At 54.4% G+C, this 26,910-nt stretch carries 24 protein-coding genes and 1 tRNA gene; 19 read left to right on the top strand and 6 right to left on the bottom strand.

Annotation, left to right across the window (positions count from 1 at the left end):
• The first annotated feature begins 309 nt into the window (after positions 1-309).
• The 3 genes from J2S20_RS01315 to sdaAA all read left to right on the top strand — a co-directional run bounded on the left by J2S20_RS01315 (position 310) and on the right by sdaAA (position 3,462).
• A complete protein-coding gene (locus tag J2S20_RS01315) occupies positions 310-1,713 on the top strand; it encodes an alanine/glycine:cation symporter family protein (RefSeq protein ID WP_307252226.1) in 1,404 nt (467 codons plus the stop codon).
• A gap of 179 nt (positions 1,714-1,892) precedes the next feature.
• Positions 1,893-2,561, top strand: coding sequence for an L-serine ammonia-lyase, iron-sulfur-dependent subunit beta (gene sdaAB / locus J2S20_RS01310; RefSeq protein ID WP_307252197.1), 669 nt, complete (start codon positions 1,893-1,895; stop codon positions 2,559-2,561).
• Between the two features lie 13 nt (positions 2,562-2,574).
• Positions 2,575-3,462, top strand: coding sequence for an L-serine ammonia-lyase, iron-sulfur-dependent, subunit alpha (sdaAA, locus tag J2S20_RS01305; RefSeq protein ID WP_307252194.1), 888 nt, complete (start codon positions 2,575-2,577; stop codon positions 3,460-3,462).
• Between the two features lie 120 nt (positions 3,463-3,582).
• Here the strand turns inward: sdaAA and J2S20_RS01300 are convergent.
• Positions 3,583-3,656 (bottom strand) — tRNA-Arg (locus tag J2S20_RS01300).
• A gap of 76 nt (positions 3,657-3,732) precedes the next feature.
• A complete protein-coding gene (locus J2S20_RS01295; protein WP_307252192.1) occupies positions 3,733-4,887 on the bottom strand; it encodes a CapA family protein in 1,155 nt (384 codons plus the stop codon).
• Between the two features lie 213 nt (positions 4,888-5,100).
• Between J2S20_RS01295 and J2S20_RS01290 the strand changes: the two genes are divergently transcribed.
• From J2S20_RS01290 to J2S20_RS01250, 9 genes are all read left to right on the top strand, one after another.
• Complete coding sequence (locus J2S20_RS01290; protein WP_307252189.1) at positions 5,101-6,393, top strand: O-acetylhomoserine aminocarboxypropyltransferase/cysteine synthase family protein; 1,293 nt, start codon at positions 5,101-5,103, stop codon at positions 6,391-6,393.
• Positions 6,390-7,580, top strand: coding sequence for an ATP-grasp domain-containing protein (locus J2S20_RS01285; RefSeq protein ID WP_307252186.1), 1,191 nt, complete (start codon positions 6,390-6,392; stop codon positions 7,578-7,580). Before J2S20_RS01290 ends, J2S20_RS01285 begins: the two co-directional genes overlap by 4 nt.
• A 209-nt stretch (positions 7,581-7,789) precedes the next feature.
• Complete coding sequence (locus J2S20_RS01280) at positions 7,790-8,995, top strand: aconitase X catalytic domain-containing protein (RefSeq protein ID WP_106612042.1); 1,206 nt, start codon at positions 7,790-7,792, stop codon at positions 8,993-8,995.
• Positions 8,995-9,396 (top strand): aconitase X swivel domain-containing protein, encoded by a 402-nt coding sequence (locus tag J2S20_RS01275; RefSeq protein ID WP_106612041.1) that lies wholly within the window; start codon positions 8,995-8,997, stop codon positions 9,394-9,396. The genes J2S20_RS01280 and J2S20_RS01275 overlap by 1 nt, the downstream gene beginning before the upstream one ends.
• Positions 9,397-9,462: 66 nt before the next feature.
• Positions 9,463-10,527, top strand: a complete 1,065-nt coding sequence (locus J2S20_RS01270) for a TRAP transporter substrate-binding protein (protein ID WP_307252181.1) — start codon at positions 9,463-9,465, stop codon at positions 10,525-10,527.
• Positions 10,528-10,598: 71 nt separating this feature from the next.
• Complete coding sequence (locus tag J2S20_RS01265) at positions 10,599-11,096, top strand: TRAP transporter small permease (protein WP_307252178.1); 498 nt, start codon at positions 10,599-10,601, stop codon at positions 11,094-11,096.
• Positions 11,097-11,099: 3 nt separating this feature from the next.
• Positions 11,100-12,368 (top strand): TRAP transporter large permease, encoded by a 1,269-nt coding sequence (locus J2S20_RS01260; protein ID WP_307252176.1) that lies wholly within the window; start codon positions 11,100-11,102, stop codon positions 12,366-12,368.
• An 18-nt stretch (positions 12,369-12,386) separates the two neighbouring features.
• Positions 12,387-13,358 carry an NAD(P)-dependent oxidoreductase gene (locus tag J2S20_RS01255; protein ID WP_307252174.1) on the top strand — a complete coding sequence of 324 codons (972 nt, stop codon included), beginning with the start codon at positions 12,387-12,389 and terminating at the stop codon, positions 13,356-13,358.
• Positions 13,359-13,397: 39 nt separating this feature from the next.
• The gene (locus J2S20_RS01250; protein WP_106612036.1) at positions 13,398-14,066 is read left to right on the top strand and encodes a GntR family transcriptional regulator; all 669 of its coding nucleotides are present in this window, start codon (positions 13,398-13,400) and stop codon (positions 14,064-14,066) included.
• Between the two features lie 293 nt (positions 14,067-14,359).
• Here J2S20_RS01250 and J2S20_RS01245 read toward each other — a convergent pair whose 3' ends face one another.
• Together J2S20_RS01245 and J2S20_RS01240 are read right to left on the bottom strand one after the other, a co-directional pair.
• Positions 14,360-15,508 carry a sodium ion-translocating decarboxylase subunit beta gene (locus J2S20_RS01245; protein ID WP_307252172.1) on the bottom strand — a complete coding sequence of 383 codons (1,149 nt, stop codon included), beginning with the start codon at positions 15,506-15,508 and terminating at the stop codon, positions 14,360-14,362.
• A 261-nt stretch (positions 15,509-15,769) separates the two neighbouring features.
• On the bottom strand, positions 15,770-17,083 hold the full coding sequence (locus J2S20_RS01240) for an alpha-amylase family glycosyl hydrolase (RefSeq protein ID WP_307252170.1): 1,314 nt from the start codon (positions 17,081-17,083) through the stop codon (positions 15,770-15,772).
• A gap of 90 nt (positions 17,084-17,173) precedes the next feature.
• On the opposite strand from J2S20_RS01240, the gene J2S20_RS01235 reads away from it, so the two are divergent.
• The 4 genes from J2S20_RS01235 (at position 17,174) to J2S20_RS01220 (ending at position 21,526) form a co-directional block, all read left to right on the top strand.
• Positions 17,174-18,007 carry a 4Fe-4S binding protein gene (locus tag J2S20_RS01235; RefSeq protein ID WP_307252168.1) on the top strand — a complete coding sequence of 278 codons (834 nt, stop codon included), beginning with the start codon at positions 17,174-17,176 and terminating at the stop codon, positions 18,005-18,007.
• 171 nt (positions 18,008-18,178) lie between these two features.
• Positions 18,179-19,546, top strand: coding sequence for an efflux RND transporter periplasmic adaptor subunit (locus J2S20_RS01230; RefSeq protein ID WP_106612032.1), 1,368 nt, complete (start codon positions 18,179-18,181; stop codon positions 19,544-19,546).
• A complete protein-coding gene (locus J2S20_RS01225) occupies positions 19,546-20,310 on the top strand; it encodes an ABC transporter ATP-binding protein (protein WP_106612031.1) in 765 nt (254 codons plus the stop codon). The genes J2S20_RS01230 and J2S20_RS01225 overlap by 1 nt, the downstream gene beginning before the upstream one ends.
• Complete coding sequence (locus J2S20_RS01220) at positions 20,300-21,526, top strand: ABC transporter permease (protein WP_106612030.1); 1,227 nt, start codon at positions 20,300-20,302, stop codon at positions 21,524-21,526. The genes J2S20_RS01225 and J2S20_RS01220 overlap by 11 nt, the downstream gene beginning before the upstream one ends.
• A 132-nt stretch (positions 21,527-21,658) precedes the next feature.
• Here J2S20_RS01220 and J2S20_RS01215 read toward each other — a convergent pair whose 3' ends face one another.
• Positions 21,659-22,837, bottom strand: a complete 1,179-nt coding sequence (locus tag J2S20_RS01215; RefSeq protein ID WP_170065374.1) for a DUF3048 domain-containing protein — start codon at positions 22,835-22,837, stop codon at positions 21,659-21,661.
• Positions 22,824-23,510 carry an NUDIX hydrolase gene (locus J2S20_RS01210; RefSeq protein WP_106612028.1) on the bottom strand — a complete coding sequence of 229 codons (687 nt, stop codon included), beginning with the start codon at positions 23,508-23,510 and terminating at the stop codon, positions 22,824-22,826. The genes J2S20_RS01215 and J2S20_RS01210 overlap by 14 nt, the downstream gene beginning before the upstream one ends.
• Before the next feature lie 163 nt (positions 23,511-23,673).
• Here J2S20_RS01210 and J2S20_RS01205 point away from each other — a divergent pair, with 163 nt between their 5' ends.
• The 3 genes from J2S20_RS01205 (at position 23,674) to J2S20_RS01195 (ending at position 26,840) form a co-directional block, all read left to right on the top strand.
• Entirely contained in the window at positions 23,674-24,450 is a 777-nt protein-coding gene (locus J2S20_RS01205) for a tRNA threonylcarbamoyladenosine dehydratase (RefSeq protein WP_307252163.1), read from the top strand.
• Positions 24,434-25,342: a leucine-rich repeat protein gene (locus tag J2S20_RS01200; RefSeq protein WP_106612026.1), complete on the top strand. Its 909-nt coding sequence runs from the start codon at positions 24,434-24,436 to the stop codon at positions 25,340-25,342. The genes J2S20_RS01205 and J2S20_RS01200 overlap by 17 nt, the downstream gene beginning before the upstream one ends.
• Before the next feature lie 193 nt (positions 25,343-25,535).
• The gene (locus J2S20_RS01195; RefSeq protein ID WP_106612025.1) at positions 25,536-26,840 is read left to right on the top strand and encodes a vWA domain-containing protein; all 1,305 of its coding nucleotides are present in this window, start codon (positions 25,536-25,538) and stop codon (positions 26,838-26,840) included.
• The last annotated feature ends 70 nt before the right edge of the window (positions 26,841-26,910 follow it).

Genomic DNA, 26,910 nt, shown 5'->3' with positions numbered 1-26,910 from the left:
CATACAAAACTGGCGTTTCGCTTTCAAATATGCAGTTTTCAATTTACAAACAAGCATCTCGCCTTACAAACTGGCGCCTCAGATTACAACTCAGCGGAAAAAATAATCGCCTATCGATATCGTAAATAGCAGCTATCGGACAGGCAAACTTTTAAAAAAGAAGCTGCGAGTTTATCATATTATGTGTATAATATAGACAATATAAAAAAGGAAAATGTTCAAAAGGAGGTAATCATTACAGGCTGCAGGATATTTTGTTTCGGAATTACTGGAAAATGTTTATGAGAAAGGACGGGGGGACATATGGAAGTGTTCAGTAACATCATAGGAGCGATCAGCGGATTCATGTACAGTAAGCTTCTCATCATTCTGCTGCTGGGCGGAGGAATCTACTTCACAGTTGCGACGAAGTTTATTCAGGGACGCATGTTTAAGGAGGCAATCAGCGTAATCGGCGAGAAGCCGACCAAGGAGGGAGCGGTCTCCTCCTTCCAGGCGCTTATGGTCTTGACAGCATCCCGAGTCGGAACCGGAAATATTGTCGGTGTCGCATCGGCGATCGGCCTCGGCGGCTACGGCGCGGTATTCTGGATGTGGCTCATCGCCATTGTGGGCGGCGCCTCTGCTTTTGTGGAGAGCACGCTCGCGCAGATCTATAAGAAGAAGGACGACGAGGGCAATTATTACGGCGGACCGGCTTATTACATCGAGGCGGCGCTGCACAGCCGTGCGCTTGCTTTTCTCTTTGCATTCAGTATGCTGCTGACCTATGCGGGCGGCTTCAATATGCTCTGTGCATATAATCTGCAGTCCACCTTCAGTGCGTACAGCTTCTACGATCCGAAGGTCTCCCCGATTATAATCGGCGCGATTCTGGCGATTATATTCGGCTACTGCCTGCTCGGCGGCGGAAAGCGAATCGTGAAGACGACCTCTACTCTGGTTCCGATCATGGGTATCCTCTATGTGCTGGTATCCCTCTTTGTTCTGCTGACACACGCGAATCTGATTCCGGAGGTGTTTGCACGCATTTTTGCAGAGGCCTTTGATTTTCAGGCAATCTTTGGCGGTTTCGCAGGTTCCTGTGTGATGTTCGGAATCAAGCGCGGTCTGTACTCCAATGAGGCGGGTGTCGGCTCTGCGCCGAACGCGGCGGCAGCGGCAGATGTCAGCCATCCGGTCAAGCAGGGTCTTGTGCAGATGCTCTCTGTATTTATTGATACGCTGCTGCTCTGCTCTGCAACTGCTCTGATGTGCCTCTGCTCCGGCATTGAGCCGAATGCAGAGATCGCAGGTGCACCCTATGTGCAGGAGGCGCTCAGAACCACTCTGGGAGATGCCGGTCCGATCTTCATTACGGTCGCAATGATACTCTTTGCATTTACGACACTGATCGGAAATATCTATTACACGGACAATCTTTTGGCCTATATGATGAAGAAGGTTCCCAGCAAGAGCTTTATGTTTGGTTTTCGCATCGTCTGCTCCATCATCGTATTTGTCGGCGCGATCTCCAAGATGGGGCTGCTCTGGGATATCTCTGACGTACTGATGGGCATTATGGCGATCATCAATATTCCTGTCATTCTGATTCTGCACTCTGTCACGCTGGGAGCGCTTTCAGACTACACGAAGCAGAAGCAGGAGGGCAAAAATCCGGTGTTCAAGGCCTCCACAGTCGGACTGGAGGGCAAGGTTGACTGCTGGAAGTAATTGGCATGAGAAGAGCGGCGCGGCGGGCAGAGGCCTCAGAAAACGCCGCTTTCACAAAGCGGGTATGGGAGTTATAATATAAAAAAGCGCACATTCCGGGCGAAAGCCCGGAATCTGTGTATTACGGCAGTGTTTTTTGAGGCGGTCGGCGAAATCTTACAGGACGAGGCAGGTGCGACGTGAATATATTCCAGATGATAGGCCCGGTGATGATAGGCCCCTCCAGCTCCCACACAGCAGGAGCTGTGCGGCTCGGAAGAGTCGCAAATAAAATCATGGATGGGTCCAGACCCGCGGAGCTCAGGATAGAGCTCTCCGGATCCTTTGCAAAGACCTATCAGGGACACGGCACAGACCGCGCACTTCTGGCTGGTATCATGGGTTTTCACAGCTACTCGGAGGAGATACGGGATGCGCTTCGCATTGCGGAGGAGAGGGGCATACGCTATGAATTTATCCCGGTGAGCATAGCGGGAGCGCATCCCAACACTGCGCGCATCCATTTCCGCTGTGAGGATGGGAGCAGCGGCGTGGTGCAGGGGGCGAGCATCGGCGGAGGAAATATCCGCGTGGATTATGTGAACGGTCTCCGGGTGGACTTCACCGGGGAGCACACGACCATACTGGTGCTGCATCACGACAGACCGGGCGTGATTGCGGATGTCACAAATCTGATGCACGAGAAGTACAGCGATGTGAATATCGGAAATTTCCGCCTGAGTCGTCAGGAGAGGGGCGGACTTGCGCTCATGATGATGGAGCTGGATGAGCTGCCGCCGCGCGGTATGACGGAGGACATCGAGAAGCTGGGAAATGTCGAAAAGGCGATTCTGATCCGTGCGGTCTGAACAGAGGTGAGGGATGATAAAGTATGACAGTATCGCTGCGCTTGTCAGGGAGGCCGGGGCGCGGGGAATGAAAATCAGTGAGCTCTGTCTTGCGGATCAGGCGGAAGAGCTTGGTCACACAGAGGAGGAGGTCTTCCGGCACATGGAGGAGAGCTTCGACGTCATGGTCGAGTCCACTGTGCGGGGACAGGATCCCGATATGCGCTCCACCTCCGGTCTTACCGGAGGAGAGGGGTATAAGATGATGCGCTACGCCACAGAGCGGAGCGGGGGCTTAAGCGGCGGTTTTATGACACGGGCTATGTCCCGGGCCATGGCGGTCTCCAACTGCAACGCCGCGATGGGGCGGATCGTCGCCGCACCAACTGCGGGGAGCTGCGGGATACTGCCTGGCTGTCTCGTGAGCATGTACGAGGAGAAGCGCGCAGAGAAGCGTGATATCGTGCTTTCGCTCTTCACTGCAGGTGCCTTCGGCATGGTGGTCGCGGAGAAGGCCTCTGTCGCCGGAGCACAGGGCGGATGTCAGGCGGAGTGCGGAAGCGCCGCAGGCATGGCTGCCGCTGCGCTGGTGGAGCTCATGGGAGGAAATCCGGAGCGGTGTGCTGCGGCCTTTGGCATGGCGATTGCCAATCAGCTGGGGCTGGTGTGCGATCCGGTCGCGGGGCTTGTGGAGATTCCCTGCATCAAGAGAAATGTCGCGGGAGTTATGATTGCCTTTTCCTCCGCGGATATGGCTCTGTCGGGGATAGATCTGAAGATTCCTGCGGACGAGTGCATCGACGCGATGCGGGAGGTCGGGGAGAGCCTTCCGGAGTCGCTGAAGGAGACTGCCGGAGGAGGGCTTGCCGCCACGCCGACCGGCCGGAGACTGCGCGAGCAGGTTTTTGGGAAGCAGGAGTAAATTCCCGGCAGTGTGTTTCGGAGTATCTGCACGCAGTCAGGTACAAAAACCGGAAAAAGAGCGGTGAAATAAATCAAGCGGAAGCCCGGTAAACAGGACTTCCGCTTCATAAAATATTCATGTGTCTGGCGGGATTCGAACCCGCGACCTTCAGAGTCGGAGTCTGACGCGCTATCCAGCTGCGCTACAGACACAGTGCGACTACTAATATACACGATTTCGCCGGAGACTGCAAGCGCTCTCTTGATGCACGGGTGTCTCATTTCACAATCACGGTATTTCTTCCGGCGTGATCTGACGCAGCTCTGCGGTGGAGACGGTTTTTCCGGCACTTCCGCTTGCGGGAATCACGGAGAGAGTCAGATGGTTGTCCGCGTCGAGCTCTGCGAGCAGCAGTTCTGTCTCCGGGATGGAGGAGCCGAAGAGGTAATTTCCGAGGCTGTATACGATGGGAACGCTACGGTAGCTGCGTATGGGCTGAAGCACGTGCGGGTGTGAGCCAATCACGAGATCCGCGCCCGCGTCGATATACTGTTTTGCAAGCTCGGTCTGGTAGGCTTCCGGCTCGCTGTGCCGCTCAAGTCCCCAGTGGACATAGACGACGGTGAAGTCGCAGCTCTGCTCCGCTGCACGGATCTCTGCGATGAGAGCGGCCGGATCGTAGGTTGTGAAGAGCCCGGACTGCGATTCTCCGGCATTCCAGCTGTAATCCGGAATGACGCGGGAGGCGGCGAGAAAGCCGATGCTCCGTCCCTTCAGCTCCACACGGTGCAGGGAGGAGGCGCGCTTTAGGTTCGCTCCGGCGCCGATGTAGGGAATTCCGTAGCGCTCCAGAGTCTCAAAGCTCTCTGTGAGGCAGTCCCGTCCGTAATCAAGCGTGTGGTTGTTTGCGAGAGTCACGAGGTCTATGCCGAGCTCATTAAAGATGGCGCAGCGTTCCGGTGCGACGCGGAAGGTAAACTGCTTGTCCGCTGCGGGCGTGCCTCCGGTCCCGAAGGGAAACTCCTGATTTGCGATGAAGAGATCGGCGTCCCGTCCGGCAGAGAGCAGGGTATCATCCAGAATTCCAGAGACAGAGCCCGCGCGGTCATAGGCGGAGAGGACGTGCTCGGAGAGGTAGATATCGCCGCAGAAGGCAAGCTGTATGGCGGAGACATCTGTACCGCTGTCCTCTACAGTTTCCGCAGCTCCTGTCGCGTTGCCGGAGACAGTGGCCTGCGACGTGGCGGGCTGGCTTTCATGATCCGCGTCCATGGAAGGAACCGGTGCATCTACTCTGATCTCGGCTGTCGGGGACGGGGCTGCCATGCTGGCCGTGCTGTCTTCGGGAGCTGTCGCTGTCTTAGGATCGCAGGCGGAGAACAGCACTGCTGTGCAGAGAGAGAGTATGCAGAGAAATCGAGGGAAGTAGCAGAGCTTTTTCATGCTTCGTCTCCTTTTTAGGGAAGTAAAACTGACTGCGCGCTTTCACAACGCTATTATATTCCATACTCCCGTGTGAGTTGAATCCCACTTTGGGCTCCATGCGGGCGCTGTAATCAGTGTAGCCGAAAACGCGCAGAAAAGTAAGGGAAAACTGTTTGCGCGGAGAGGGTAGATATAGTAGAATACAGAAAAATCAAAAATCGGAGGTGTGTAATGGACGAGAAAGAGTATAAAATCAGCACAAAATGTGTTCAGGCGGGATACCGCCCGGAGAACGGAGGGCCGCGACAGATTCCGATCGTCCAGTCCACAACCTTTAAGTACGACACCGGGGAGGATATGGGAAGGCTCTTTGATCTGGAGGCGTCCGGCTACTTCTACACCCGGCTTCAGAACCCGACGAACGACTATGTAGCAGCGAAGATTGCGGCGCTGGAGGGAGGCACGGCGGCGATGCTGACTTCCTCCGGACAGGCGGCCAATTTCTTTGCACTCTTCAATATCTGTGAGACCGGCAGCCATATTGTGGCGTCCTCCTCAATCTATGGTGGTACCTTTAATCTGATCGCAGTCACGATGAAAAAGATGGGGATTGATGTGACTTTTGTCTCTCCGGATGCGGGAGAAGAGGAGCTGAACGCCGCGTTCCGCGAGAATACGCGGGCTGTGTTCGGCGAGAGCATTGCAAATCCGGCGCTCACCGTGCTGGACATCGAGAAATTTGCACAGGTGGCGCATGCGCATGGGGTTCCTCTTATTGTAGACAATACTTTCCCGACTCCGGTAAATCTGAGGCCGATCGAGTGGGGAGCAGATATTGTGACGCATTCCACGACGAAGTACATGGACGGGCACGGCGTGGCAGTCGGCGGCGCCATCGTGGACAGCGGAAACTTTGACTGGATGGCACACGCCGACAAATATCCGGGACTCTGTGAGCCGGACGACTCCTATCATGGCATCATTTACGCGGAGCGCTTCGGACAGGAGGGCGCTTTTATCACCAAGGCAACGACACAGCTGATGCGTGACCTCGGCAGCATTCAGTCCCCGCAGAATGCCTTCTACCTGAATCTGGGACTGGAGTCCCTGCATGTGCGTATGCCGCGCCATGTAGAGAATGGAAGAGCGGTCGCAGAATTTCTTCGGACGCGGCCGGAGGTGGAGTTTGTAAACTACCCCGGACTGCCGGGCAATCCCTACACAGAGCTCGCGAGGAAATATATGCCGAACGGCGGCTGCGGGGTTGTGGCCTTTGAGCTGAAGGGCGGACGCGGTGCAGCGGAGCGCTTCATGCGGGCCTTACAGCTGATTGCGATCGAGACACATGTCGCAGATGCGCGGAGCTGCTGCCTGAATCCGGCGAGCACCACGCACAGACAGCTCACGGAGGAGCAGCTTAAGGAGGCGGGCATTCCGGCAGGGCTCATTCGTCTCTCCTGCGGCTTGGAGGACAAGGAGGATCTGATCGCAGATATCACTCAGGCACTGGAGGTAAGCGCATGAACTTTATCTTCATATCCCCCCATTTTCCCAGCAATCACTGGAAATACTGTGACCGTCTGCACAAGGATGGGGTAAATGTACTCGGCATCGGAGATATACCCTATGCGTCTCTGGATCCGGAGCTCACCTCTGTGCTGACGGAGTACTACCGTGTGGATTCCATGCAGGATTATGATCAGATGTTCCGCGCCGTTGCCTTTTTTTCCTTCAAGTATGGAAAGATCGACTGGATTGAATCAAATAATGAGTATTGGCTGCGTCAGGACGCACGTCTCCGCACGGATTTCAATATCAAGACCGGTGTTCAGGCCTCGGATGTGAGTCGTTTCCGCAGCAAGTCGGAGATGAAGCAGTTTTATAAAAAAGCCGGTGTGCCCGTACCGAAACATATCATTGTGAGTGATAGGAAGGCCGCGGAGGACTTTATCCGAGAGGTGGGATATCCGGTCATTATAAAGCCGGACGAGGGCCTGGGCTCCCGCCATACCTGGAAGCTGGAGAATAAGAAGATGCTTGCGCACTTCTTCGAGGAGCTCCCGGAGGAGCGCTACGTGATGGAGGAGTTCGTCGAGGGCGATATCTGCTGCTACGATGCAATCATTGATTCCTATGGGGAGCCGCTTTTTGAATCGGAGACCGTGTGGCCGCCGTCCATTGCAGATATTGTGAATGAGCAGAGGGATCTTTCTTACTGCGTTATGGCCGAGATGCCGGAGAAGTTTCGAGAGATCGGGCGGGCTACGGTGGAGGCCTTTGGTGTCCGGAGCCGCTTTGTCCATCTGGAGTTTTTTCGGCTGACGGAGGCGAAGCCGGGACTCGGTGAGCTGGGAGATTATGTGGGGCTCGAGGTCAATATGCGACCGGCGGGCGGTTACACCACAGACATGATGAACTATGCTCATGCAACAGATGTGTACCAGATCTGGGCGGACATGATTGCACTGGATGCAAATGTGCTCTCTGATCCGCGGCACGACCACTACTGCGTCTATGCCGGGCAGAGAGACCGCTACAACTACCTGCACAGCACGCAGGACATACAGGCGAAGTTCGGACGTCAGATTGTCATGGCGGAGGAAATGCCGGAGATCATGGCTCCGACGATGGGAAACCGGATGTACACAGCAAGATTTGCTTCCTTTGAGGAAGCGGAGAGCTTTGTGAAGTACGTGCAGAAGAAGAGATAAGAGATAGAAGAATAGCGATGGCAGAAGAGATCGAATAATTCGGTCTCTTCTTTTTTGTGGAGTAAAACGCCTGTAATAAAAATATGCACAAAAATCTGAAGAAAAAATGATAATAATAGCGATATTGACAAAGGGAGAGAAGAGAAGCATACTTAAAGAATACAAGAAGTATACATCCTTAAAGAGGAAATAATTTGCGGGAGGTAATCATGAAACTGACACAGGATCAACGGGATCTGCTGGAGGGAAGATATGGCGAGGGCGCACAACTTGCCATGAAAATTCAGGTGGCGATTGGAGAATCTTTCGGTGCTGAGCGCATGGTTCCGATTACAAGGGCTCATGTAGCGCTGAGCAATCAGGATGCGGATCTGTGGCTGGCTGAAAAAATGGTCGGGCTCGGAGCAAAATGTCGTGTGACGCCCACGGTAAACCCGGGATTTTGTCTCTCTTACTTTAAGAGGATTCAGAAGGTCAGCGATGAAGATTACAGGATGATGGAAAGAACAGAAAAGGCGTATCGGGCTCTGGGAGCCCAGCTCAGTTATAATTGTACACCTTATATTGACACCAATGTCCCAACCTTTGGAGAGGTCTGTGCGTTTTCTGAGTCCAGTGCAACTCCCTTTGTAAATGCAGTCTGGGGAGCCCGATCCAACAGAGAGGGAGCAAACTCCGCTCTGTTTGCGGCAATTACCGGCTATGTACCGGAGTATGGTCTGCTCTTTGATGAAAATCGCAGAGGAACTATACTGGTGAATGTGGAAGCGGAGATGAAGAACGATTACTGCTATCACATTCTGGGTATGTGCGGGAAGAAGATAGGCCATGGCATTCCGGTTTTCACCGGCCTGCCGGAGAACATCAGCAAGGAGGCTCTCAGAAATCTCGGCGCAGAGCTGAATACCTCGGGTGCCTATGACATGTACCACATTGCAGGCTTTACACCGGAAGCACCGGATCTTGAGACTGCGTTTGGCGGAAAAGAGCCGGAGAGAGTTGTCACAATAACGGATCAGGATTTCGAGGAGGTGCTGGAGGAAATATCTCTTAAGGGAAACAGGGAGATTGATTTCGCAATGTTTGGATGTCCGCACTTCACGCTGGAGGAGTGCCGGCATATTCTCAGCAGAATAGGAGACAGAAAACTGAAGAAGGATATGTGGATTCTGACCTCGAGCCATGTGGAGCAGATGGCGCAGAGGATGGGGATATATGATGCGCTTGAGGCTGTTGGCGCGCATATCGTTCCGGACAGCTGTCCGGATCAGCCCTGCTGGCACTTTCTGAAAGGAAAGGTCGGAGTGACAGAGTCTCCCAAGTGTGCATATTACCCACAGAGAAGAGATATTCACTTTGTAATCAGAGATCTGGACACCTGTATTGAGGCGGCAGTTAGCGGGGAGGTTCGATAATGAAAAAATATCATTGCCATAAGATATCGGATGGATGTGCAAAAGCAGAAATTGTGCTGTCGAAGGATGATGTAATGTTTTATCTGATTCGGCCAGAGACCGGAGAGGTGATCGAACAGGCACATGATCTCTGCGGGAAGATCATTGCAAACAAGGTGCTTGCGTTTCCGAGCGGCAAGGGAAGCTCAGTGGTACAGGCGGACGGTCTGTTTCAGCTGATGAAGCATGAGAATCAGCCCTATGCCATGATCGTAGAGAGACCGGAGACCGTTCTGGTGACAAGCGCGATTCTGTTTGAAATTCCGATGGTGGATCAGGTGGACCCTCAGTTCTATCAGGATGTCAGAGAGGGTGATATTGTGACGGTAGACGCGGATCATGAAGAGGTGATTATAGAGTAATAGCTCAGGAAACACTGGAAGCAAAGGTACACAAACATACAAATAGAAATGGAAGAGGAGGAACTTATGAAAAAAAATCTGGTTACATTATTAGCAGTGGGACTTTTTGCAGTTACCCTGGCTGCGTGCGGAGGGAAGACACAGGGAACTGATGCAGGTGCTGCACAGAATGAAACAGCGGGGGAAGCGCAGCAGGGAGCTGCTGCTGAGGATGCGGTCGTGCTGAAGATCGGACATGTAGAGCCCGAGGACAGATCTACACATAAAGCGTTGCTGAATTTTAAAAAGAATGTGGAAGAAAGAAGTGGAGGGAGCCTGAAAATAGATATCTTTCCCAACGGCGCGCTGGGAGGTGATGTGCAGCTTACAGAATCAGTTGCGATGGGATCACTGGATATGGCACTGCCCTCTACCTCAGTTTTAACTGCCTATTCAGAAGAATTTGGTGTGCTGGATATGCCCTATCTGTTTACAAGCTCGAAGGCGGCATTTGATGCACTGGATAATGAGGTTGGGGCCTATCTCTCGGAGAAGGTTGTACAAAACGGAATAGATATCCTGGGCTACAGCTACAATGGTCCCAGAAGTACAACTACAAATACAGGCGCAATAGAAAAACCGGAGGATTTAAAAGGAGTCAAGATGAGGGTTATGGAGAGTCCCATTTTTATAGATTTTTATAAAACACTGGGAGCCAATCCGACACCGATGAGCTTTACAGAGCTGTATACCGGACTTCAGCAGGGAACGGTTGAGGCACAGGAGAATCCGCCGTCCCTTACCTTTGCAAATAAGTTTTATGAGGTTCAGAAGTACTCTACAATTGATGAGCACGTGCACAACTTCCTTGCCTTTATCATAAACGATGCGAAGTTCCAGAGCCTGAGTGAAGATCAGAAGACGATTCTGAAGGAGGAGGCAAAGAACTATGTCGATGAACAGCGCAATATGGAACTGGAGGACAATGAAAAGGCGATTAAGGATCTGGAGACGGAGGGAGGACTCCAGACCAATATTTTAAGTGAAGATCAGAAAAAGGCATTTAAAGAGGCATTGGTTCCGATGTATGAGAAGTATGAAAGCCAATTTGGGAAAGAGCTCTTCGATATGTGTGAAAAGTACAATCAGTAACTGAGTTTATGCTGCTGTGAGGCCTGGTTGTTTCAAAGCTTCACAGCAGTATTTCCTGAAGGGGTAAATTCATGAAAAAAATAGTAGCTGCGCTCTCCCTGTTTGAGGAAAGAGTCTTGGTTGCAAGTCTGGTCTTCAATACCTTGCTTATATTCTTTCAAATTATCATGCGCTCTGTTTTTAATGCCTCATTGTCCTGGTCAGAGGAGCTTGCACGGTATATTTTCATCTGGCAGATCTGGATTGGGGCCAGCCTGGCTTACAGCGCAAAAGAGCACATCAGGGTTGAAATGATATTTTCTCTTCTGAAGAGGCCCAGAGCAAGGGAGATATTAAAAATTCTGATTAATCTGATGTGGTTTAGCTTCAATGTGTTTTTAGTTATTAAGGGCAGTGAGGTGTGTAGCTCCATGGCGGCGAGGAAGGCGCTCTCCTCCGGTATGAGAATCCCTTTGACCTGTGTATATTCCGTGCTGCCGCTGAGTGCATTTGTGCTGAGCGTTAAGCTTCTGGAAACTCTAGCGGAGCAAGTGAGGTGTGCGATTAAGGGAATACAGTGGGAGGAGTAACATATGGAAGCTTTATTTTTATTTGGTTTATTCTTTGTACTGCTGTTTCTCAGCGTGCCGATTGGATATGCAATTGGCATTGTGACGCTGATTACGATGCTGAACTTTACGGATATGCCGACACTGCTGATATCTCAGAATGCGATTGCCGGTGTTGATTCATTTCCGCTTCTGGCGATTCCGTTTTTTATGCTGGCTGGAAACCTGATGAGCAGCGGTGGGATTGCCCGACGGCTGGTCAATTTTTTCGAGAGCTTCATCGGCCATATCACAGGTGGCCTCGGCATGGTTACGATTGTGGTATGTATGTTCTTTGCAGCCATTTCCGGCTCAGCTGTTGCGACCGTTTCAGCCGTCGGTGCATTTATGATCCCTCAGATGGTAGAGCATGGATATAGCAAGTCGTTTTCTGCTGCTCTCACCGCAGCGGCCGGAACAATAGGGGTTATTATACCTCCGTCAGTTCCCTTTGTTATATATGGCGTTGTATCCGGCTCTTCTATCACAGATATGTTCACTGCTGGTTTTTTGCCTGGCATTATGATGGGAATTGCACTGATGATCGTCTGCTATCTGGTATCAAAGAAAAAGGGTTACAAAGGGAATGAAAGGCGGGCAAGCCTAAAAGAGATCGTACAGTCCTTTAAGGAAGCCTTCTGGGCGATACTTTCGCCTGTTATTATTCTGGGGGGAATCTATTCCGGAAAGTTCACTCCAACTGAGGCAGCTGTTATTTCAGTGGTGTATTCTTTTGTGATCGGTGTTTTCGTTTATAAGGAATTGAATCTTGCGGGGGCTTATAAGGCCGTCAGGGATGCAGTTGTAATCAATGGGGCCACTACGTTTATGGTGGGGCTCTCTACTGCCTTTGCCGCTCTGCTTACAATGGAGCAGATCCCTCTGAAAATCGCGGCTGTGATCACAGGTCTGAGTAATAATGGGATTCTGGTGCTTTTGATGATCAATATTCTGCTGCTCCTGGTCGGAATGTTCATTGACAATATACCGGCGACCATTATACTTACACCAATTCTTCTTCCAATTGCAAAAGGGTTCGGAATGAGTCCTATTACTTTTGGTATTATGCTGACTATGAATCTGGCAATAGGCTTCTGCACCCCGCCGTATGGGATCAACCTGTTTGTTGCCACAGCTATCTCAAAGGTAAAGATGGAGGCGCTCTCCAGAGAGATTGTAAAAATGATTGCTGCGCTGCTTGTCGTGTTGCTTCTGGTCACTTATTTTGCCCCTATGACCATGATATTCTTATAACTTAAGAGGAGGTGTCGTATGCTTATCTGGATTATTGATGAGGAATGGAAGGACTATGACCTGGAGATGGAGGAGCTGCAGAAAAAGTATCCGGGAGTTGAAATACGTACTTCAGGCTACAATTATGAAAAGGATCTTGAGGCATTCGGATATCGGGCAGATGGCATCCTGGCTCAGGTCTACGCCAATATTCCGGCATCCGTCATGGGGCGGCTGGAGCGCTGTAAGGGAATCGCTGTCTATGGCGGCGGCTATGACCGCATTGACACAGAGGCAGCGAGAGCCAGAGGCATCAGCGTCACAAATATCAGCGGATACTGTGCGGAGGATCTGGCCGATTACGTGCTCGCGGCAATGTTTTTTGTGAACAAGCGGATCGCGGCCTACAGCAGCTGTGCTGTGGAAAATGTGAGAAACGGTTGCTGGGGAGCCATGGCGGCAGCCGAGAACCGGCACAGGCTCAGAAAAGAGACCTTGCTCATTGTAGGACTGGGAGTCATTGGAAAGGCTGTAGCAGAGAGAGCCAATCAGCTCGGCATGCGTGTCGCTGCATATGATGAATATGTCTCAGCGGCAGAGATGAAGGCATTGAATGTGGAGAAGCTGAGCTGGGAGGAGGGCTTCCGGTGCGCAGACTATGTCAGCATTAATCTGAAGGGTTGTGTTGAAAATGAGGACAGAATCGGGAAGCATGAGTTTGAAATGATGAAAAATACCGCATGGCTGATCAACACCTCGCGCGGTCGGGTGGTGAATGAGCGGGAGCTCATAGAGGCAGTAAAGGGGCGCGAGATTGAAGGCGCGGTCCTTGACGTGATCAAAAACGAGCCTCCCAGAGGGGATGAGGCGATTCTGAATACGCCCGGTATCTATGTGACGCCGCATGTATCCTACATCTCCGTGGAGTCCTTCCGCGCGCTGAAGGAATATGCGCTACAAAATCTTTTTGCCATGCTGGATGGAAAAAAACCGAGAGATCTTGTAAACTGAGATAAAAGAATTATAAGACTACGGTAAGGGGAGCAGCATATGAGGAGCGATCTAATAAGAACTGAAAAAGAGACATTATCGGAAGTCGCCTACCGGTATTTAAAGGAGCAAATCATATCGGGGGTCATTCGGGAAGGTGATGTCATCACAGAGAATAATATAGGTCGCGCTTTGGGTATGAGCAGAACACCGGTCAAAAAGGCATTGACACAGCTGGAGAGCGAAAACTATGTGCGCTGTCTGGATGGAATCGGAACTGTGGTCGTAGGGCTGTCCCTCTCGGATCTGAGAGATATTTATGATGTGCGCATCAGCATGGAGCTGCTGGCTTTAAAGACCTCTATCCATAATATCAGGCCGGCTGAAATTGCAGAGCTCCGCGGAGATTTCCAGAGAGAGCTGGAAGCTTACAGGAGAGCCGGGGGGATTTCTGATCAGAGAATTGCAGAGATAGATGCCAGATTTCATCAGCTGATTGTAGATAAGAGCAACAATAATTATATCAAAAATCTGGTTCGCGTACTGGCAGCTCAGATTCGGAGATATCAGGCTGTGGCCTACAGCCTGACGGATACCTTTGAGGAGAGCGCCGGGCAGCATCTGGGCATCCTGCAGAAAATTGAGGAGAGGAATCTGGATGAGGCAAGAGAGCTGCTGAGGGCACATATAGAGTGGTCCTACAAAGAGCTCGCGGCGGTGATGCTGTGATTATAAATGGTGCCCGCATTTTTTAAACGGAATGGTCGTTGAAAGGCAGAGCAGAACCGCGCTTCCCTGAAAAACAATAGTCAGCCCCCGGAGTGCTCCGTTTCAGGAGTCTCATCCGGGGGCTGTTTTCTATCTTCAGGGACTCATTTCTTTGCTGTGATTTTCTGGAGAATCATAATTGCAAACATGATGATAATCGCGGCGGCGAAGATGCCGCCCATGCCCTTTGCCATGATTTCCAGGGCAATCTGGGGTGTATTCATAGCTTTCCTCCTTTGGAAATGTGCAGAGCCTTACAGGTACTGAGAGACGATGCTGATTACCAGCCCACCCGCAATAACGGAAGCGACCTGACCCGCGACATTGGTGCCAGCCGCCTGCATGAGTATGATATTGCCCTTCTCAGCCTCCGTCGCGAGACGCTGCACAACGCGTGAGGACATGGGGAAGGCGGAGATGCCGCAGCCGCCGATCATCGGATTCACGGGGGGCCTTCTGAAGATCCGAAGCACGACATTGACCAGCTTTGCAAAGAGCACGCCGGCCACGGTGTCAAAGATGAAGGCGACCAGTCCCAGTGCCATGATCATGATGGTCTGCGGATTTACGAACTGCTCGGCGCGCATGCTGAAGGAGATCGTGAGGCCGAGGAGCAGGGTGATGAGATTGACGAGATCATCCTGCGCGGTCTTGCTGAGACTGTTCAGAACACCGCATTCCCGGAGCAGATTTCCGAACATCAGAAAGCCGACCAGCGCCACAGACTGCGGTGACACAAAGCCCACGATGATCGTCACGGCGATCGGAAAGGCAATGCGCGTAGTGCGGGAAATGCTTTTCGGGTTGTAGCTCATATGAATGCGGCGTTCCTTCTCGGTTGTCACCAGCTTGATTGCAAAGGGCTGGATGATCGGGACCAGAGCCATATAGGAGTAGGCTGCGACTGCGATCGGTCCGATGTAGTTGGAGCCCAGCACCTGCGATACCAGTATGGAGGTGGGGCCGTCCGCCGCGCCGATGATACCGATGGAGGCCGCGTCCTTTAAGTCAAAGCCCATGAGACAGGCAATGAGGATGGCCGCAAAGATGCCGAACTGTGCCGCCGCTCCGAAGAGAAAATAAAAGGGCTGTGAGAGGAGCGGACCGAAATCAATCATCGCACCGATGCCGATAAAGAGCAGCAGGGGCATCATCTCGGAGGACTCGATGCCGACCTTGTACAGCCACTCGATGATGCCGGCAGCCGGAACCTTTCCCTGCACGAGCTGATCCAGAACACCGGAGAGCGGCAGATTGACGAGGATGGCGCCAAAGCCCATGGGAAGCAGCAGCGAGGGCTCGTATTCCTTCTCAACGGCGAGCCAGATCAGCGCGATTCCGACCAGATACATCACAAGCTGCTGCCAGGTCACGGACAGCAGTCCTTCCAGTAAAAAGCTCATATACTGTCTCCTTTAAATTTAGAAAGTCAGGGAATGAAAAACAGCGGGACTCTTATCATGGCGATTGAGCCTGATAAAAGTCTCGCTGTCGGTCATTTTCCTAAACCGGACTCGGATGAGCGGTGCTCATCGGGTATGTCGGATCCGGTTGCCTGTGCAGATGCACTGCCAGCTACTCCCCTTTATTGGCGCCATTATAAGCCGGGGCAGCAGTAAAGTCAAGGACAGGGTGCGGAAAATGCAGACGAAGCGCGGTATGAATCAGAGCAGTCGAAATGTATCGTCTCTCCGGCTGATTGCCGCGCGCTTCGGCGGCAGAGTGAGCGTGCGCCCGTCCGGGAGGTGGAGCTCTGCCGTCTCACTGTCGAGATTCACTGCGACGGTGCTGACATTACCCTCGTATTCCCTTGCAAAAGCAAAGCTGCGGTTTGTCAGCAGAAGCTCCCGGTAGCTTCCGGAGGAGAGCTCCGGCGTGTCGTTCCGAAGGTGGATCAGCGCGGAAATCTGCTCTGTCAGTGCGTTTGGCTGCGGCGCAGCAAAGGCGGGACGCAGAGAGGCGTCGCTTCCTGCCTCCTTCCGGCCCTCCGTGCCCCACTCGCTGCCGTAGTAGATGCAGGGAATGCCGGGAAGAGTCAGGAGCAGTGCATAGATCAGCGGCAGCTTCTCCGGATCAGTGAGCCTGGATGCGATGCGCTCCACGTCGTGATTGTCCGCAAATGAAAAGAGACGCTGTCCGCGGTACATCTCCAGGTAGTTTCGACGCACCGTGTGTGCGAGCTCAAAGAGATTCAGAGAATTGAAGGAGGACCAGAGCGCCTTGTAGCCGGGGTAGTCCGTGATTGCATCTGCCTGTCCCTCGCTGTAGAAGCGCCCGGCGTTGTCCCCGAGTATCTCCGCGAGAAGAAAGGCGTCCGGCTTCAGCGCGCGCATCTCTTGTTTCAGCATGGAGATGAACCACAGCGGCAGGAGGTAGGCGACGTCGAGGCGCAGCCCGTCAATATCAAATTCATGGAACCAGAGGCGCACGCTCTCAAGCAGATACTGCTGCAGCTCCGGGTTTTCAAGCTTAAGGCGCACCAACTCGTAATGTCCCTCCCAGCCCTCGTACCAGAAGCCGTCGCCATAGGGGGAGTCGCCGTTGAAATCGAGGTGAAACCAGTCGCGGTAGCGGCTCTCCCGGCCGTAGCGCTTTACATCCTGAAAGGCGAAGAAGCCGCGCCCCGCGTGGTTGAACACGCCGTCGAACACCACGCGTATGCCGTTTTCATGAAAGGCTGCGACGACAGCTTTTACATCCTCTGCGCTCCCGAGACGGCGGTCCGGCAGCCGGTAGTCGCGGGTGTCGTAGCCGTGCGTATCGCTCTCCATGAGCGGATTTAAGTAGACTGAGCGTATGCCGAGCGTCCTGAGATAAGGGGCAAAGTCCGTGAGGCGCAGGATGCAGTGTGCGGGGGCGGGGACGCCGTCCGGAGGCAGCGCGCCCGGGGCAGCAGCGGGCAGGAGTTCATGATCCGCGGGAGCGCCGCAGAGCGTCAGCGGGTAGATCTGGTAGAATACACTTTCTTCAAACCACATGGCTTGTCTCTCCCTTGTTCCTATGGTAAATTTGTACTAAGTATACAGTCTGGAGTGCCGTGATGCAATCTCCGGAGAGGAGGAAGAGTGATGAAGATACAGTGTGTTGTCGCGCTCTACTGGAGTGCGACCGGCAACACAGCTTCGGTGGTGAAGCGGATTGGGCAGGAGCTCGCACATAGGCTTGCCTGTCCCATGGAGGTGTATGATTTTACATTGCAGAAAGCGCGGGAGGATGTGCAGAGCTTTGGCACAGGTGATTTTGTGGTGGTCGGCTCGCCGACCTATGCCGGGAAGCTCCCAAACAAGATACTACCTGACTTTCAGACGAAGCTTGCGGGACATGGGGCTCTCGCCGCGGCGGTCGTGACCTATGGAAACCGAAGCTATGACAATTCTCTTGCGGAGCTCACGGAGACACTTCGGGCGGGTGGCTTTGTCCCGGTGGCGGGAGCAGCCTTTGCCTGCCGCCATGCCTTTACAGATCTGCTTGCGGGTGGAAGACCGGATGCAGAGGATATGCGGGATGCGGCAAAATTTGCAGAGAGAGTCGGAGCTCTGGCAGAGGAGCTGCATGCAGGGCATGCGGACAGAGCGCTGGATGTTCCGGGAGATGCGGCTGCGCCCTACTACATACCGAGGGGAACGGACGGACAGCCCGCAAAGTTTCTGAAGGCAAAGCCGCTCACGGATATGGAGAAGTGTACAAACTGCGGCGACTGCGTGAGGCTCTGTCCCGTGGCTTCGATCGATCCGGAGGATGTCGCAAACGTTCCGGGCATCTGTATCAAGTGTCAGGCCTGCGTCCGCGGATGCAGTGCGGGAGCAAAATATTTTGACGATGTGGCCTTCCTCTCTCATGTCGCAATGCTGGAGCAGAATTTTGCAAAGCCGCTGAAGAAAAACGAATTCTATTATATCTGAGTAGAAAGCAGGAAGAGGATCTCTGATTTTGTTCGGAGATCCTCTTCTCTATGTCTTATAACTTGCATAGAATACGCAGTTTGGTGTAAAATTGACACAATCAGACGGAAAACTGATAGAATCCGTGCAGCTTTTATGGAAGGAATGTAAAGGAGTGTGGGCGAACTGGATATGGAGCAGAATGAAGAGCAAATCATAGATGCAGAAATTCAGAAACTGATGCAGGGCGGGGAGCACACGGCGGAGAAGATAGGGAAAAAAAGGAAGTTCAGAGGGAAGAGCCTGCTGCTGGCGGTGGCTGTGATCGCAGTGCTGTTTATCCTTTCACTGGTGATGCGCATGCTTTCGGGAAAGGGCGGAGGCGGCCTTGCCGTTTCGACGGCAGAGCTTACGAGAGGAGAGGTTCAGGAGAAGCTGAAGGTGAGCGGACCGGTGAGCGGCACCAATTCTGCGGATGTTATGTCGGACATTCATGCGGAGGTGCGCGATATTCTGGTGCGTGAGGGGGATCATGTCGAGAAGGGACAGGTACTCGCATACCTGAATTCGCGGAGTGCAGAGCAGGCTCTGGAGCTTGCGGAGCATCAGCTCGCTCTCGCGAAGGCGAATCAGGCGGAGGCCGCAAAGAATACAGGCGCCGATTATGCAAAAGCACAGCAGGCACTCCAGAGTGCTGAGACAGAGCACGCAAGAAAGCTTGCGCTGTTTCAGACAGGCGCGGTTTCCGCGGCAGAGCTGGAGGCGGCAGAAGCGGCGCTTCAGAATGCAAGGGCCACGATGCAGACCTTCACTGTGAAGAAGGGAAAGGTACAGATCAACGATTCCTATAGTATTCAGATTCAAATTGCGGAGAAGGAGCTGGAGAAGGCACAGGACAGACTGGCAGAGACCACAGTGCTCTCTCCGATTGCGGGGACGGTCACGAGGGTTAATACAAAGCCGGGGCAGTTTGTTGACAGACTGGAGGAGCACAAGCCGCTGTTCACAATTGAAAATCTGGATGAGCTGGAGCTGGAAATACGGATATCTGAGTATTCCATAGGAAAGGTCAGCGTGGGACAGAAGGCGATGATTTCTGCCAGTATCATGGGAGATAGGCAGGCAGAGGGGGAGGTTTTGTCGATTTCGCCTACCGGAGAGATGAAGGGGAACGGCTCTACTGAGCGTGTCATTCCGACAAAAATCAGGGTGGACAGCAGAGAGTCGGGACTGATCTCCGGCATTACCGCGAGGGCAGAGATACTCCTCGATGAGGCGAAGGATGTGTTTGTCGTGCCGCTCTCCGCGCTTGTTCAGACCCCGGAGGGAGGAAGTGCGCTGGCTTTTGTCGAGGGCGGGACAGTGTTCCTGAGCCCTGTCAGGACAGGGGTGGAGAGCGACATTGCGGTGGAGGTCTCGCCGCTGGATGCCGCGGACCCGCATTTTGCGGAGGGACGACACTTTATTTTGACACCCGGAGAAGAGATTGCAGAGGGAGTGGCGGTCAGAGAGAGCCTGCTGAAGATGACGGCCTCTGATGCAGCTGCGGGTGCAAAGTGATGGGAATGCCGCTGATTGAACTGAAAAATCTTGTCAAGATCTATGATACAGGGGCGTTCCGGGTGCTGGGACTGAATAAGGTCAATCTCAGAATACAGAGGGGAGAATTTGTCGCCATCATGGGACAGTCCGGCTCCGGCAAGTCCACCTTGATGAATATTCTGGGCTGTCTCGATCGCCCGACGCTGGGGCACTACTATCTTGACGGAGAGGATGTCGCAGAGATGCCTCCGGAAAAGCTGAATCTGGTGAGAAATAAAAAGATAGGCTTTGTCTTCCAGAGCTTCAATCTCATCAGTCGCATGAGCGCACTGAAAAATGTAGAGATTCCCATGATTTATGCGCATGAGCAGTCGCAGGGAGCGCGCAGGGAGCGGGCGGCAATGCTCCTTTGCAAGGTGGGGCTCGGAGAGCGGGTCCATCATCAGCCGCATGAGCTCTCGGGCGGACAGCGGCAGCGCGTGGCGATCGCCAGGGCCCTCGCAAATGAGCCTCCGCTGATACTTGCGGATGAGCCGACAGGCAATCTGGACACGGCGAGCTCTGTGGAGATCATGGAGCTCTTTGCAGAGCTTCACAGGGCCGGGGCGACGGTGGTGGTTGTGACACACGAGGAGAATATCGCGGCATACACGCGGCGCATTCTGCGCTTTTCAGACGGAAAGCTCGTCTCTGACCTTGAGAATCCGCATCCGACTGAGGTCAGAGACAGCAGCCTGTTTGAGGGACTGTATCGAAGAAGAGAGGTAGACGATGCTGGTTGAGAATATGAAGATGGCGCTGACCTCGCTGCGCGCCAATAAAATGCGCTCTGCCCTCACGATGCTCGGAATCATCATCGGCATAGGCTCCGTGATTTCCATCGTGTCTATCGGGGATACGATGCGGAAGATGTTTGCAGATATTGCAAAAAATGTCGGTGTCACGCAGGGGGCGATCAGTATCGGCTACTGGCTTGATGACAGTGAGTACCGCGATACGGACTACTTCTCTATGGAAGAGATGGAAAGAATTCAGGAGCTTTTCAGCGACCGGATGGTTTACACCGACAGCTACGCTTCAGAGCGGGGAGAGGCAAGAAACAATCGAAAAAAATTAAAGCTGAACTTTTTCGGCGTGAAGGAGAAGTACTGGGAGGTTCAGCCTGCCATTCTGCTGGAGGGACGCTATCTGAATGAGGCGGATCTCCGTGAGCGCAGGGAAAATGCCGTGGTGAACGTCGAGACTGCCCGGAAGCTGTTCGGAAGCGAGCACGCTGTCGGACAGACATTTCGCTCCGAGCTCGGCCGGGAGATCAGAGAGTTCCGGGTGGTCGGAGTCTACCGGCAGGAGGTGAGCCCGTTTCAGAAGCTCTTGTCCGGCAATAACGACGACAGCGGCGAGGCGTATATTCCGGAGACCTTAATGCGGGGAGCGGATGATACAAGCTATTATATGCGCTATTTTTGGAAGCTGGATGCGAGCGAGGAGGAGATTTTAGAGTACACCAATGAGCTGAAGGCGTTTGTTTCCCGCACGAAGAACCGGAGACCGGAGGACTGGAACATTCAGACCGTGCAGACGCAGATGAAGCAGGTGGATGGCGTCATGGCCGGAATCGCCGCGGCAGTCGGCGGGATCGCAGCGATCTCCCTCCTGGTGGGGGGGATCGGCATTATGAATATCATGCTGGTGTCTGTGACGGAGCGCACCAGAGAGATCGGGATACGAAAGGCGCTGGGAGCCAGTACCAGAGATATACTGATTCAGTTTCTTACGGAGTCCGCGCTGCTCTCCGCCATGGGAGGAATTATAGGAATACTGCTGTCCATGCTGCTCGTGGGACTTGGAGGGGCGATTTTCAGAGTGGCTGTTGTGGTGAAGCCCTCTGTCATTGTGCTCGCAGTTGCGTTTTCAGCGACGGTGGGTGTCTTCTTCGGAATTTATCCTGCGAAGAAGGCGGCGCAGGAGGACCCGATTGTTGCGCTGCGGTACGAATAAAATCGGAAGGGGGAAGGAGCAGCTGTGCAGACAGGCCGCTCCTTCCCCGTTGCGATGCAAAAGAGGATCTCTGAGTCAGATCGGGGATCCTCTTTCGTCATACAGGAAATTCCTTCAGGAAATACACAGCGCTCACACGCCATAGACGACATCGTCCGCGATGAAGCTGTCCACGCCCTCCCGCGTGACAAAGACCATGGTTTTTCCGCTGTTCAGAGTGATCTCCTCTCCGTTGTCATCGTAAAATTTCGTCGGCTCATAGTCTGAATTCCTGATCCAGTGGACGTGGAGTATCTTCCCCGCCGTCATGTACCAGCCGTCCTGTACGGAGTCGAGCATGTGGAAATAGAGATACTCCGTGTTTGGATGTCTTCCGAACACGGCGCTCTGCACGAGTATATTCGAGAAGGCAAGCTGCTCGCCTGTCGCGGCGTCGACCTGCGGTTTTCCGTAGATGGAGCGGTAGTAGAGCCGCGTCTCCGGGTCATAGTGCATCGCAGGCCTGGTCACGGGATAGCAGCTCTTTAGGTCGATCTCTGCCGCGGGGGCCGCCTCCGGGTGATCCTCAAAGCTGTAGGGACGTTCCGTGGGAGTGAACTTCCAGTGTTCTTTCTTCCAGCAGTCTTGGCGGTGTGTGCGGGAGAAGCCCGCCTTCTCTATGGCAGCCTGAAGTCTTTCGCAGTCGGTGTAGGCCGTGTGCTCGGAGCGGCTGTTCTTCGGAATGCGGAAGAAGGCGTTGTAGCTGCTTCCCATGGCGCCGCCGACACCGTTGATATTCTCCACATCGGAGCGGGTCAGCAGAGGCTTTACAAAAATCTCCGGTCCTCCGAAGTGGACTATGATGGAATCCCATTCAAGCGCCGCATAGATAAAGTAGTCGCGGATGGAGCGGATATTGCCGATGCGCGCCAGATCCTCCCAATTCTGGAGTATGCCCATCTGGCGGCTCATGCTTCCCTCCTCCATGATCTCATAGAAGATCTCAGCGCGGCTGATGCCGTACTGGGGCTGAGCCTTTCGGTCAATCGGGAACATGACTGCAATGGGACGCTTCTCCGCCTCGGCCTCCGGAATCCACGCGTATGTCAGCGCGCTTCGGACGAGACCCGGCTCCGGTGGGATATCCGGAGCTGCCTCAGTCTCCGGGACTTCTGTCGGCGCTTCAACTGAGATTTCTGCCGCAGTGCTCTCCGCGGTGCTGCTCCCGGTGGACGGGGCTGTCTCTGACGCGGGAGCACCGCCACAGGAGGCGAGCAGAAGCGCTGCGGTGCAGGCTGCGGCAAGCAGGAGGAAGGTTTTAGTTTTTTTCATGGGGCACCTCCGCCGGGGTTGTCTTTTTAGGAGATACAGAAGCATCGCCTCTCAGGATATCACAAAAGGCGCTTGTGATGCGGGCAGTCATGCCCCAGATCAGCGGGCTGGTTCCGAGATAGAGCGGTATGGTGTAGTGTCGCTCTGCGAAGGGGTAGCTACGCCCGCCCGGAATCAGCTCAAAGGGGAAATCGTCCCCGGGGGCGCAGCTCTGTACGCCGCGGTAGAGGAGCGGCGGATGCTCTGCAAACCAGCGGAGCGGCAGAGTGAAGACGTGATCCACCTCATCGGGGGAGCTGCACCCGTCGTAGTCGGTGAGAAGCGCCGCAAAGGCGTGAACCGGACGGCCGGTAGGGCCGGGGATGCGGCCTATCTCGCCGAGCAGCTGAATCTGTTCCCGCTTTACGAGAAGCTCCTCCATCATCTCCCGCACGGCGGCCGCCTCTGCGCGCTCACCAAGCTCGATTGCGCCGCCGGGATAGCAGATGTCGCCGGGCTGGGTCTTTAAGCTCAGCGCCCGCTGCTCAAAGAGGAGATGCAGTTCTCCCTTTTTTATAAGAAGAGGAAGCAGCACCGCGGCGCGGCAGTCGTCCGGGTAAAGCTGCGTACTGTGAAGCTTCAGCCGCTCCCGGATAAAGGGGAGTGTCGTTGAATCTGTCTCAATATTCTGCATAATACCTTCCCGAAATTTCTGGAGATTTTGGTGATTATTCCCAAATCAGTATAGCATATTTTTGCCCCCTCGCCCATCCTCCGCGGCAGAAAAAGAAAAGCTTTTTACTCGGATTGACAGCCCGGAAAAATCTCTGTACCATGGAGCGAACAGGAGAAAAACAATGTCAGATCAATTTTTAAGAACAGAGCTGCTCCTCGGCCGGGAGGGTGTGGAGCGGCTTCATGCCTCGCACGTCGCGGTGTTCGGTATCGGCGGCGTCGGCAGCTACGTCGTGGAGGCGCTGTCAAGAAGCGGCATAGGGACTCTGGATCTCATCGACAATGACAGGGTGAGTCTCTCAAATCTGAACCGTCAGATCATCGCGACGCACAGTGCGCTCGGGCGCTATAAGGTGGAGGTCGCGCGGGAGCGCGTGCTGGACATCAACCCGGAGGCTCAGGTCAACATCTTCCGCTGCTTCTATCTCCCGGAGACGGCGGAGCAGTTTGATTTCACACAGTATGATTATGTGGTGGATGCGATTGATACAGTCACAGGGAAGCTTCAGCTGGTGATGCAGGCGGAAGCGGCGGGGACGCGCATCATCAGCTCGATGGGCACGGGCAACAAGCTTCGGGCGTCAGCACTGGAGATTGCGGATATTTATGATACCTCGGTCTGTCCGCTTGCGCGCGTGATGCGCAGGGAGCTGAAGAAACGGGGAGTGAGGCGTCTTAAGGTGGTTTACTCGAGGGAGGAGCCATTAAGGCCGCGGGCAGAGGCATACTCTGAGAACAGCAATTGTGCGGATGATGGAGGCGGCACGGCGCGCCGGGCGGTACCGGGGAGTACTGCCTTCGTTCCGGCAGCAGCGGGGCTCCTCATTGCGGGCGAAGTGGTGCGGGAGCTCTCCGGCATCGGAGCTGCCGGGGAGAGAAAAAATGAATTTTTGTTATGAGACAGAGGGCGCAGGTGAAGCGCGCGGTGCAGTGTTGATCGGAGCGGAGGGAGATTTCCGGATTCTTAGTATCCCGGAGAGGGTCGGAGGACTTCCGGTGCGGAGCATCGCTCGGAACGCATTTGCCGGGCGATGCGGGGCAGAGGAGCTCAGGATTCCGGGAAGCGTCGCGGAGATCGGAGAATTTGCCTTTTATGACTGTGCGCGGCTTGAGCGACTGGAACTTACAGATTACACGACAGAGATCGGCTCGGGAGCGTTTCGCGGCTGCGGAGCGCTCTCCCTTCTTGTGCTTCGGGTGAAACAGGGGAGCTTTGCCGGTTTTAAGGATATACTCTCAGATCTGGATCAGGCGATCAGCGCAGAGCTGTGGTTTCCGGATGGTATGTCGCGCCTCTTTTTCCCGGCCTTCGTGAATGATTTTGACGAGGATACCATGGCGCGTGCCATACATCCGCGCATCGAGGGCTGCGGCTACAGCTATCGTGAGACGGTCACCCGGAGACGGATCGATTTCCGGGGCTATGACAGGCTCTTTCCGCGGGCAGTCGCGGACGGGAGAGGCGCGCTCGGAGAGTGCGCCCCGGCGGTGGAGATCGCGTTTTCTAGGCTTCAGTATCCGTATCAGCTCTCGGGAGAGGCGGAGGCGCAGTATCAGAGCCATCTCCGGGATCATGCGGAGGAGCTGGTTCCGGAGCTCATTCACAGTCGGGATGTAGCACGGCTCCGCCTGCTTGCAGAGCGGGAGCTATTGTCCTCAGCGGCGGCAGCGGCAGGGCTTCGCACCGCGGCGGAGGAGAGACAGCCGGAGCTCTGCGGACTGCTCATGGAGTACGGACGCGGCCGGAGCTCCGCGGGGAAAGGCACACGCTTCTCTCTGGATGAGCTCTGAGCACTGCGTAGATTAAGCAGAGTGTCTGTCCGGCCATCAGTGGCGCTGATCTTCAGTGCAGGCGGAGATGGGACAGCAGGGGACGGTGTCGTCTGAGAGACAGTGGAGATGATTGCAGGAATAAGGGCTGAGTGAGGAAGAGAAGCCGGCGGACAGAGATGGATCAGCCTGAATCAGCAGAAGGAGAGACGGTATGGGAAACAGGGAAGAGCTCGACAGGATGGGGCAGAAGATTCTCGCGCAGACGCGGACAGAGCTCTGCCTCGCCCTGCCCTTTATGGTGCCGGTATTGGATGCGCTGCCCTGCCGCATGGATCTCAGGACGCGCTCTGTTGGAACAGACGGGAGCGAGCTTCTGTTTCATCCGCACTACCTCATGACGGAATTCATCGAGCATCCGCTGTCTCTCCGGCGCTGCTATCTGCATATGCTTTTTCACTGTCTCTTTCGTCAGCTCTATGCCGCTGCAGCGCACAGCGATGCAGCGCTCTGGGATCTGTCCTCGGATATCGCAGCGGAGTCGGTGCTGGACACGATACGGAGCGAGGCCGTGCAGCGTCTGCCCTCGGAGCTCAGGGAGGAGTGGTACTGTCGGCTGAAAGAGCGCTGCGGTCTGCTGAGCGCGGAGAAAATCTATGCGTACTTCGAGCGGGAGCCGCTGACAGAGGAACAGCGAGAGAGGCTCATGCGGGAGTTTCATCGCTGTGATCACAGCTTCTGGGACAGGGAGGGACAGAAGAAGCCCCCGGCGCCGCGCTCCGCCTCTCTGCCTCCTCGCGCCTCGGCGGAGGACTGGAGGCGGCGGGCAAAGCGCGTGCGGACGGAGCTGGAGACCTTCGGAAAGGAGGCTGGCAGCGGCGGAGAGGCGCTTGAATACATCCTGCGTCTGGAGCTGAAGGAGCGTCCGCTCTATCGCGAATTTCTGGAGCGCTTCGCAGTGCTCCGGGAGGTCGCGGAGATCGATCCGGATTCTTTTGACTACGGTTTTTATCACTATGGGATGGAGCGCTACGGGAATATGCCGCTCATTGAGGAAAATGAGTACAGTGAGCAGAGAAGGGTGGAGGAGCTGGTGATCGCGATCGACACCTCGGCCTCCTGTCAGGCGGTGCTGGTGCAGGAATTTCTGAACGAGACGGCGGCAATACTCTCAGAGCGGGAGAGCTTCTTTCATAAGCTCAGGATACGTATTCTGGAGTGTGATGAGCGCGTGCGGACGGACACGGCACTCACAGAGCTCCCGGAGCTCTCGCGCTATGCGGGACAGTATACCGTGCACGGCGGCGGGGGAACGGATTTTCGCCCGGTCTTCCGGCATGTGGAGCGGCTTAGGGAGCGCGGTGAGCTGCGTTCTCTGAAGGGACTCATCTACTTTACAGACGGCTTCGGGCGCTTTCCGGAGAGGCCCACGGATTATGAGACTGCTTTTGTATTCCGAAGGGATCAGGATTTTGCGGACGAGAAGGTTCCGAACTGGGCGCTGCGGCTCTATCTGTAGATGCGGCGGAGAAGATTCTGGCGGAGCAGCGGGCAGTCCCGCGTGAGACAGAAGCGCTGCGCAGAGGGAG

The sequence above is a fragment of the Moryella indoligenes genome (genome assembly GCF_030812885.1).
Lineage (GTDB): Bacteria > Bacillota > Clostridia > Lachnospirales > Lachnospiraceae > Moryella > Moryella indoligenes.
The sequence above is the reverse complement of the archived record's forward strand: the minus strand, read 5'-3'. Positions and strand labels throughout refer to the sequence as shown.

What these genes read in the sequence shown, in the direction of transcription:
- J2S20_RS01215 (WP_170065374.1), bottom strand. Translation starts at nt 22,837, where the DNA reads ATGAAAAAAACTAAAACCTTCCTCCTGCTTGCCGCAGCCTGCACCGCA.
- J2S20_RS01240 (WP_307252170.1), bottom strand. Translation starts at nt 17,083, where the DNA reads ATGTGGTTTGAAGAAAGTGTATTCTACCAGATCTACCCGCTGACGCTC.
- J2S20_RS01235 (WP_307252168.1), top strand. Translation starts at nt 17,174, where the DNA reads ATGAAGATACAGTGTGTTGTCGCGCTCTACTGGAGTGCGACCGGCAAC.
- J2S20_RS01265 (WP_307252178.1), top strand. Translation starts at nt 10,599, where the DNA reads ATGAAAAAAATAGTAGCTGCGCTCTCCCTGTTTGAGGAAAGAGTCTTG.
- sdaAA (WP_307252194.1), top strand. Translation starts at nt 2,575, where the DNA reads ATGATAAAGTATGACAGTATCGCTGCGCTTGTCAGGGAGGCCGGGGCG.
- J2S20_RS01270 (WP_307252181.1), top strand. Translation starts at nt 9,463, where the DNA reads ATGAAAAAAAATCTGGTTACATTATTAGCAGTGGGACTTTTTGCAGTT.
- J2S20_RS01295 (WP_307252192.1), bottom strand. Translation starts at nt 4,887, where the DNA reads ATGAAAAAGCTCTGCTACTTCCCTCGATTTCTCTGCATACTCTCTCTC.
- J2S20_RS01250 (WP_106612036.1), top strand. Translation starts at nt 13,398, where the DNA reads ATGAGGAGCGATCTAATAAGAACTGAAAAAGAGACATTATCGGAAGTC.
- J2S20_RS01255 (WP_307252174.1), top strand. Translation starts at nt 12,387, where the DNA reads ATGCTTATCTGGATTATTGATGAGGAATGGAAGGACTATGACCTGGAG.
- J2S20_RS01210 (WP_106612028.1), bottom strand. Translation starts at nt 23,510, where the DNA reads ATGCAGAATATTGAGACAGATTCAACGACACTCCCCTTTATCCGGGAG.
- J2S20_RS01195 (WP_106612025.1), top strand. Translation starts at nt 25,536, where the DNA reads ATGGGAAACAGGGAAGAGCTCGACAGGATGGGGCAGAAGATTCTCGCG.
- J2S20_RS01230 (WP_106612032.1), top strand. Translation starts at nt 18,179, where the DNA reads ATGGAGCAGAATGAAGAGCAAATCATAGATGCAGAAATTCAGAAACTG.
- J2S20_RS01275 (WP_106612041.1), top strand. Translation starts at nt 8,995, where the DNA reads ATGAAAAAATATCATTGCCATAAGATATCGGATGGATGTGCAAAAGCA.
- J2S20_RS01220 (WP_106612030.1), top strand. Translation starts at nt 20,300, where the DNA reads ATGCTGGTTGAGAATATGAAGATGGCGCTGACCTCGCTGCGCGCCAAT.
- J2S20_RS01200 (WP_106612026.1), top strand. Translation starts at nt 24,434, where the DNA reads ATGAATTTTTGTTATGAGACAGAGGGCGCAGGTGAAGCGCGCGGTGCA.
- J2S20_RS01280 (WP_106612042.1), top strand. Translation starts at nt 7,790, where the DNA reads ATGAAACTGACACAGGATCAACGGGATCTGCTGGAGGGAAGATATGGC.
- J2S20_RS01225 (WP_106612031.1), top strand. Translation starts at nt 19,546, where the DNA reads ATGGGAATGCCGCTGATTGAACTGAAAAATCTTGTCAAGATCTATGAT.
- J2S20_RS01205 (WP_307252163.1), top strand. Translation starts at nt 23,674, where the DNA reads ATGTCAGATCAATTTTTAAGAACAGAGCTGCTCCTCGGCCGGGAGGGT.
- J2S20_RS01245 (WP_307252172.1), bottom strand. Translation starts at nt 15,508, where the DNA reads ATGAGCTTTTTACTGGAAGGACTGCTGTCCGTGACCTGGCAGCAGCTT.
- J2S20_RS01285 (WP_307252186.1), top strand. Translation starts at nt 6,390, where the DNA reads ATGAACTTTATCTTCATATCCCCCCATTTTCCCAGCAATCACTGGAAA.
- J2S20_RS01290 (WP_307252189.1), top strand. Translation starts at nt 5,101, where the DNA reads ATGGACGAGAAAGAGTATAAAATCAGCACAAAATGTGTTCAGGCGGGA.
- J2S20_RS01260 (WP_307252176.1), top strand. Translation starts at nt 11,100, where the DNA reads ATGGAAGCTTTATTTTTATTTGGTTTATTCTTTGTACTGCTGTTTCTC.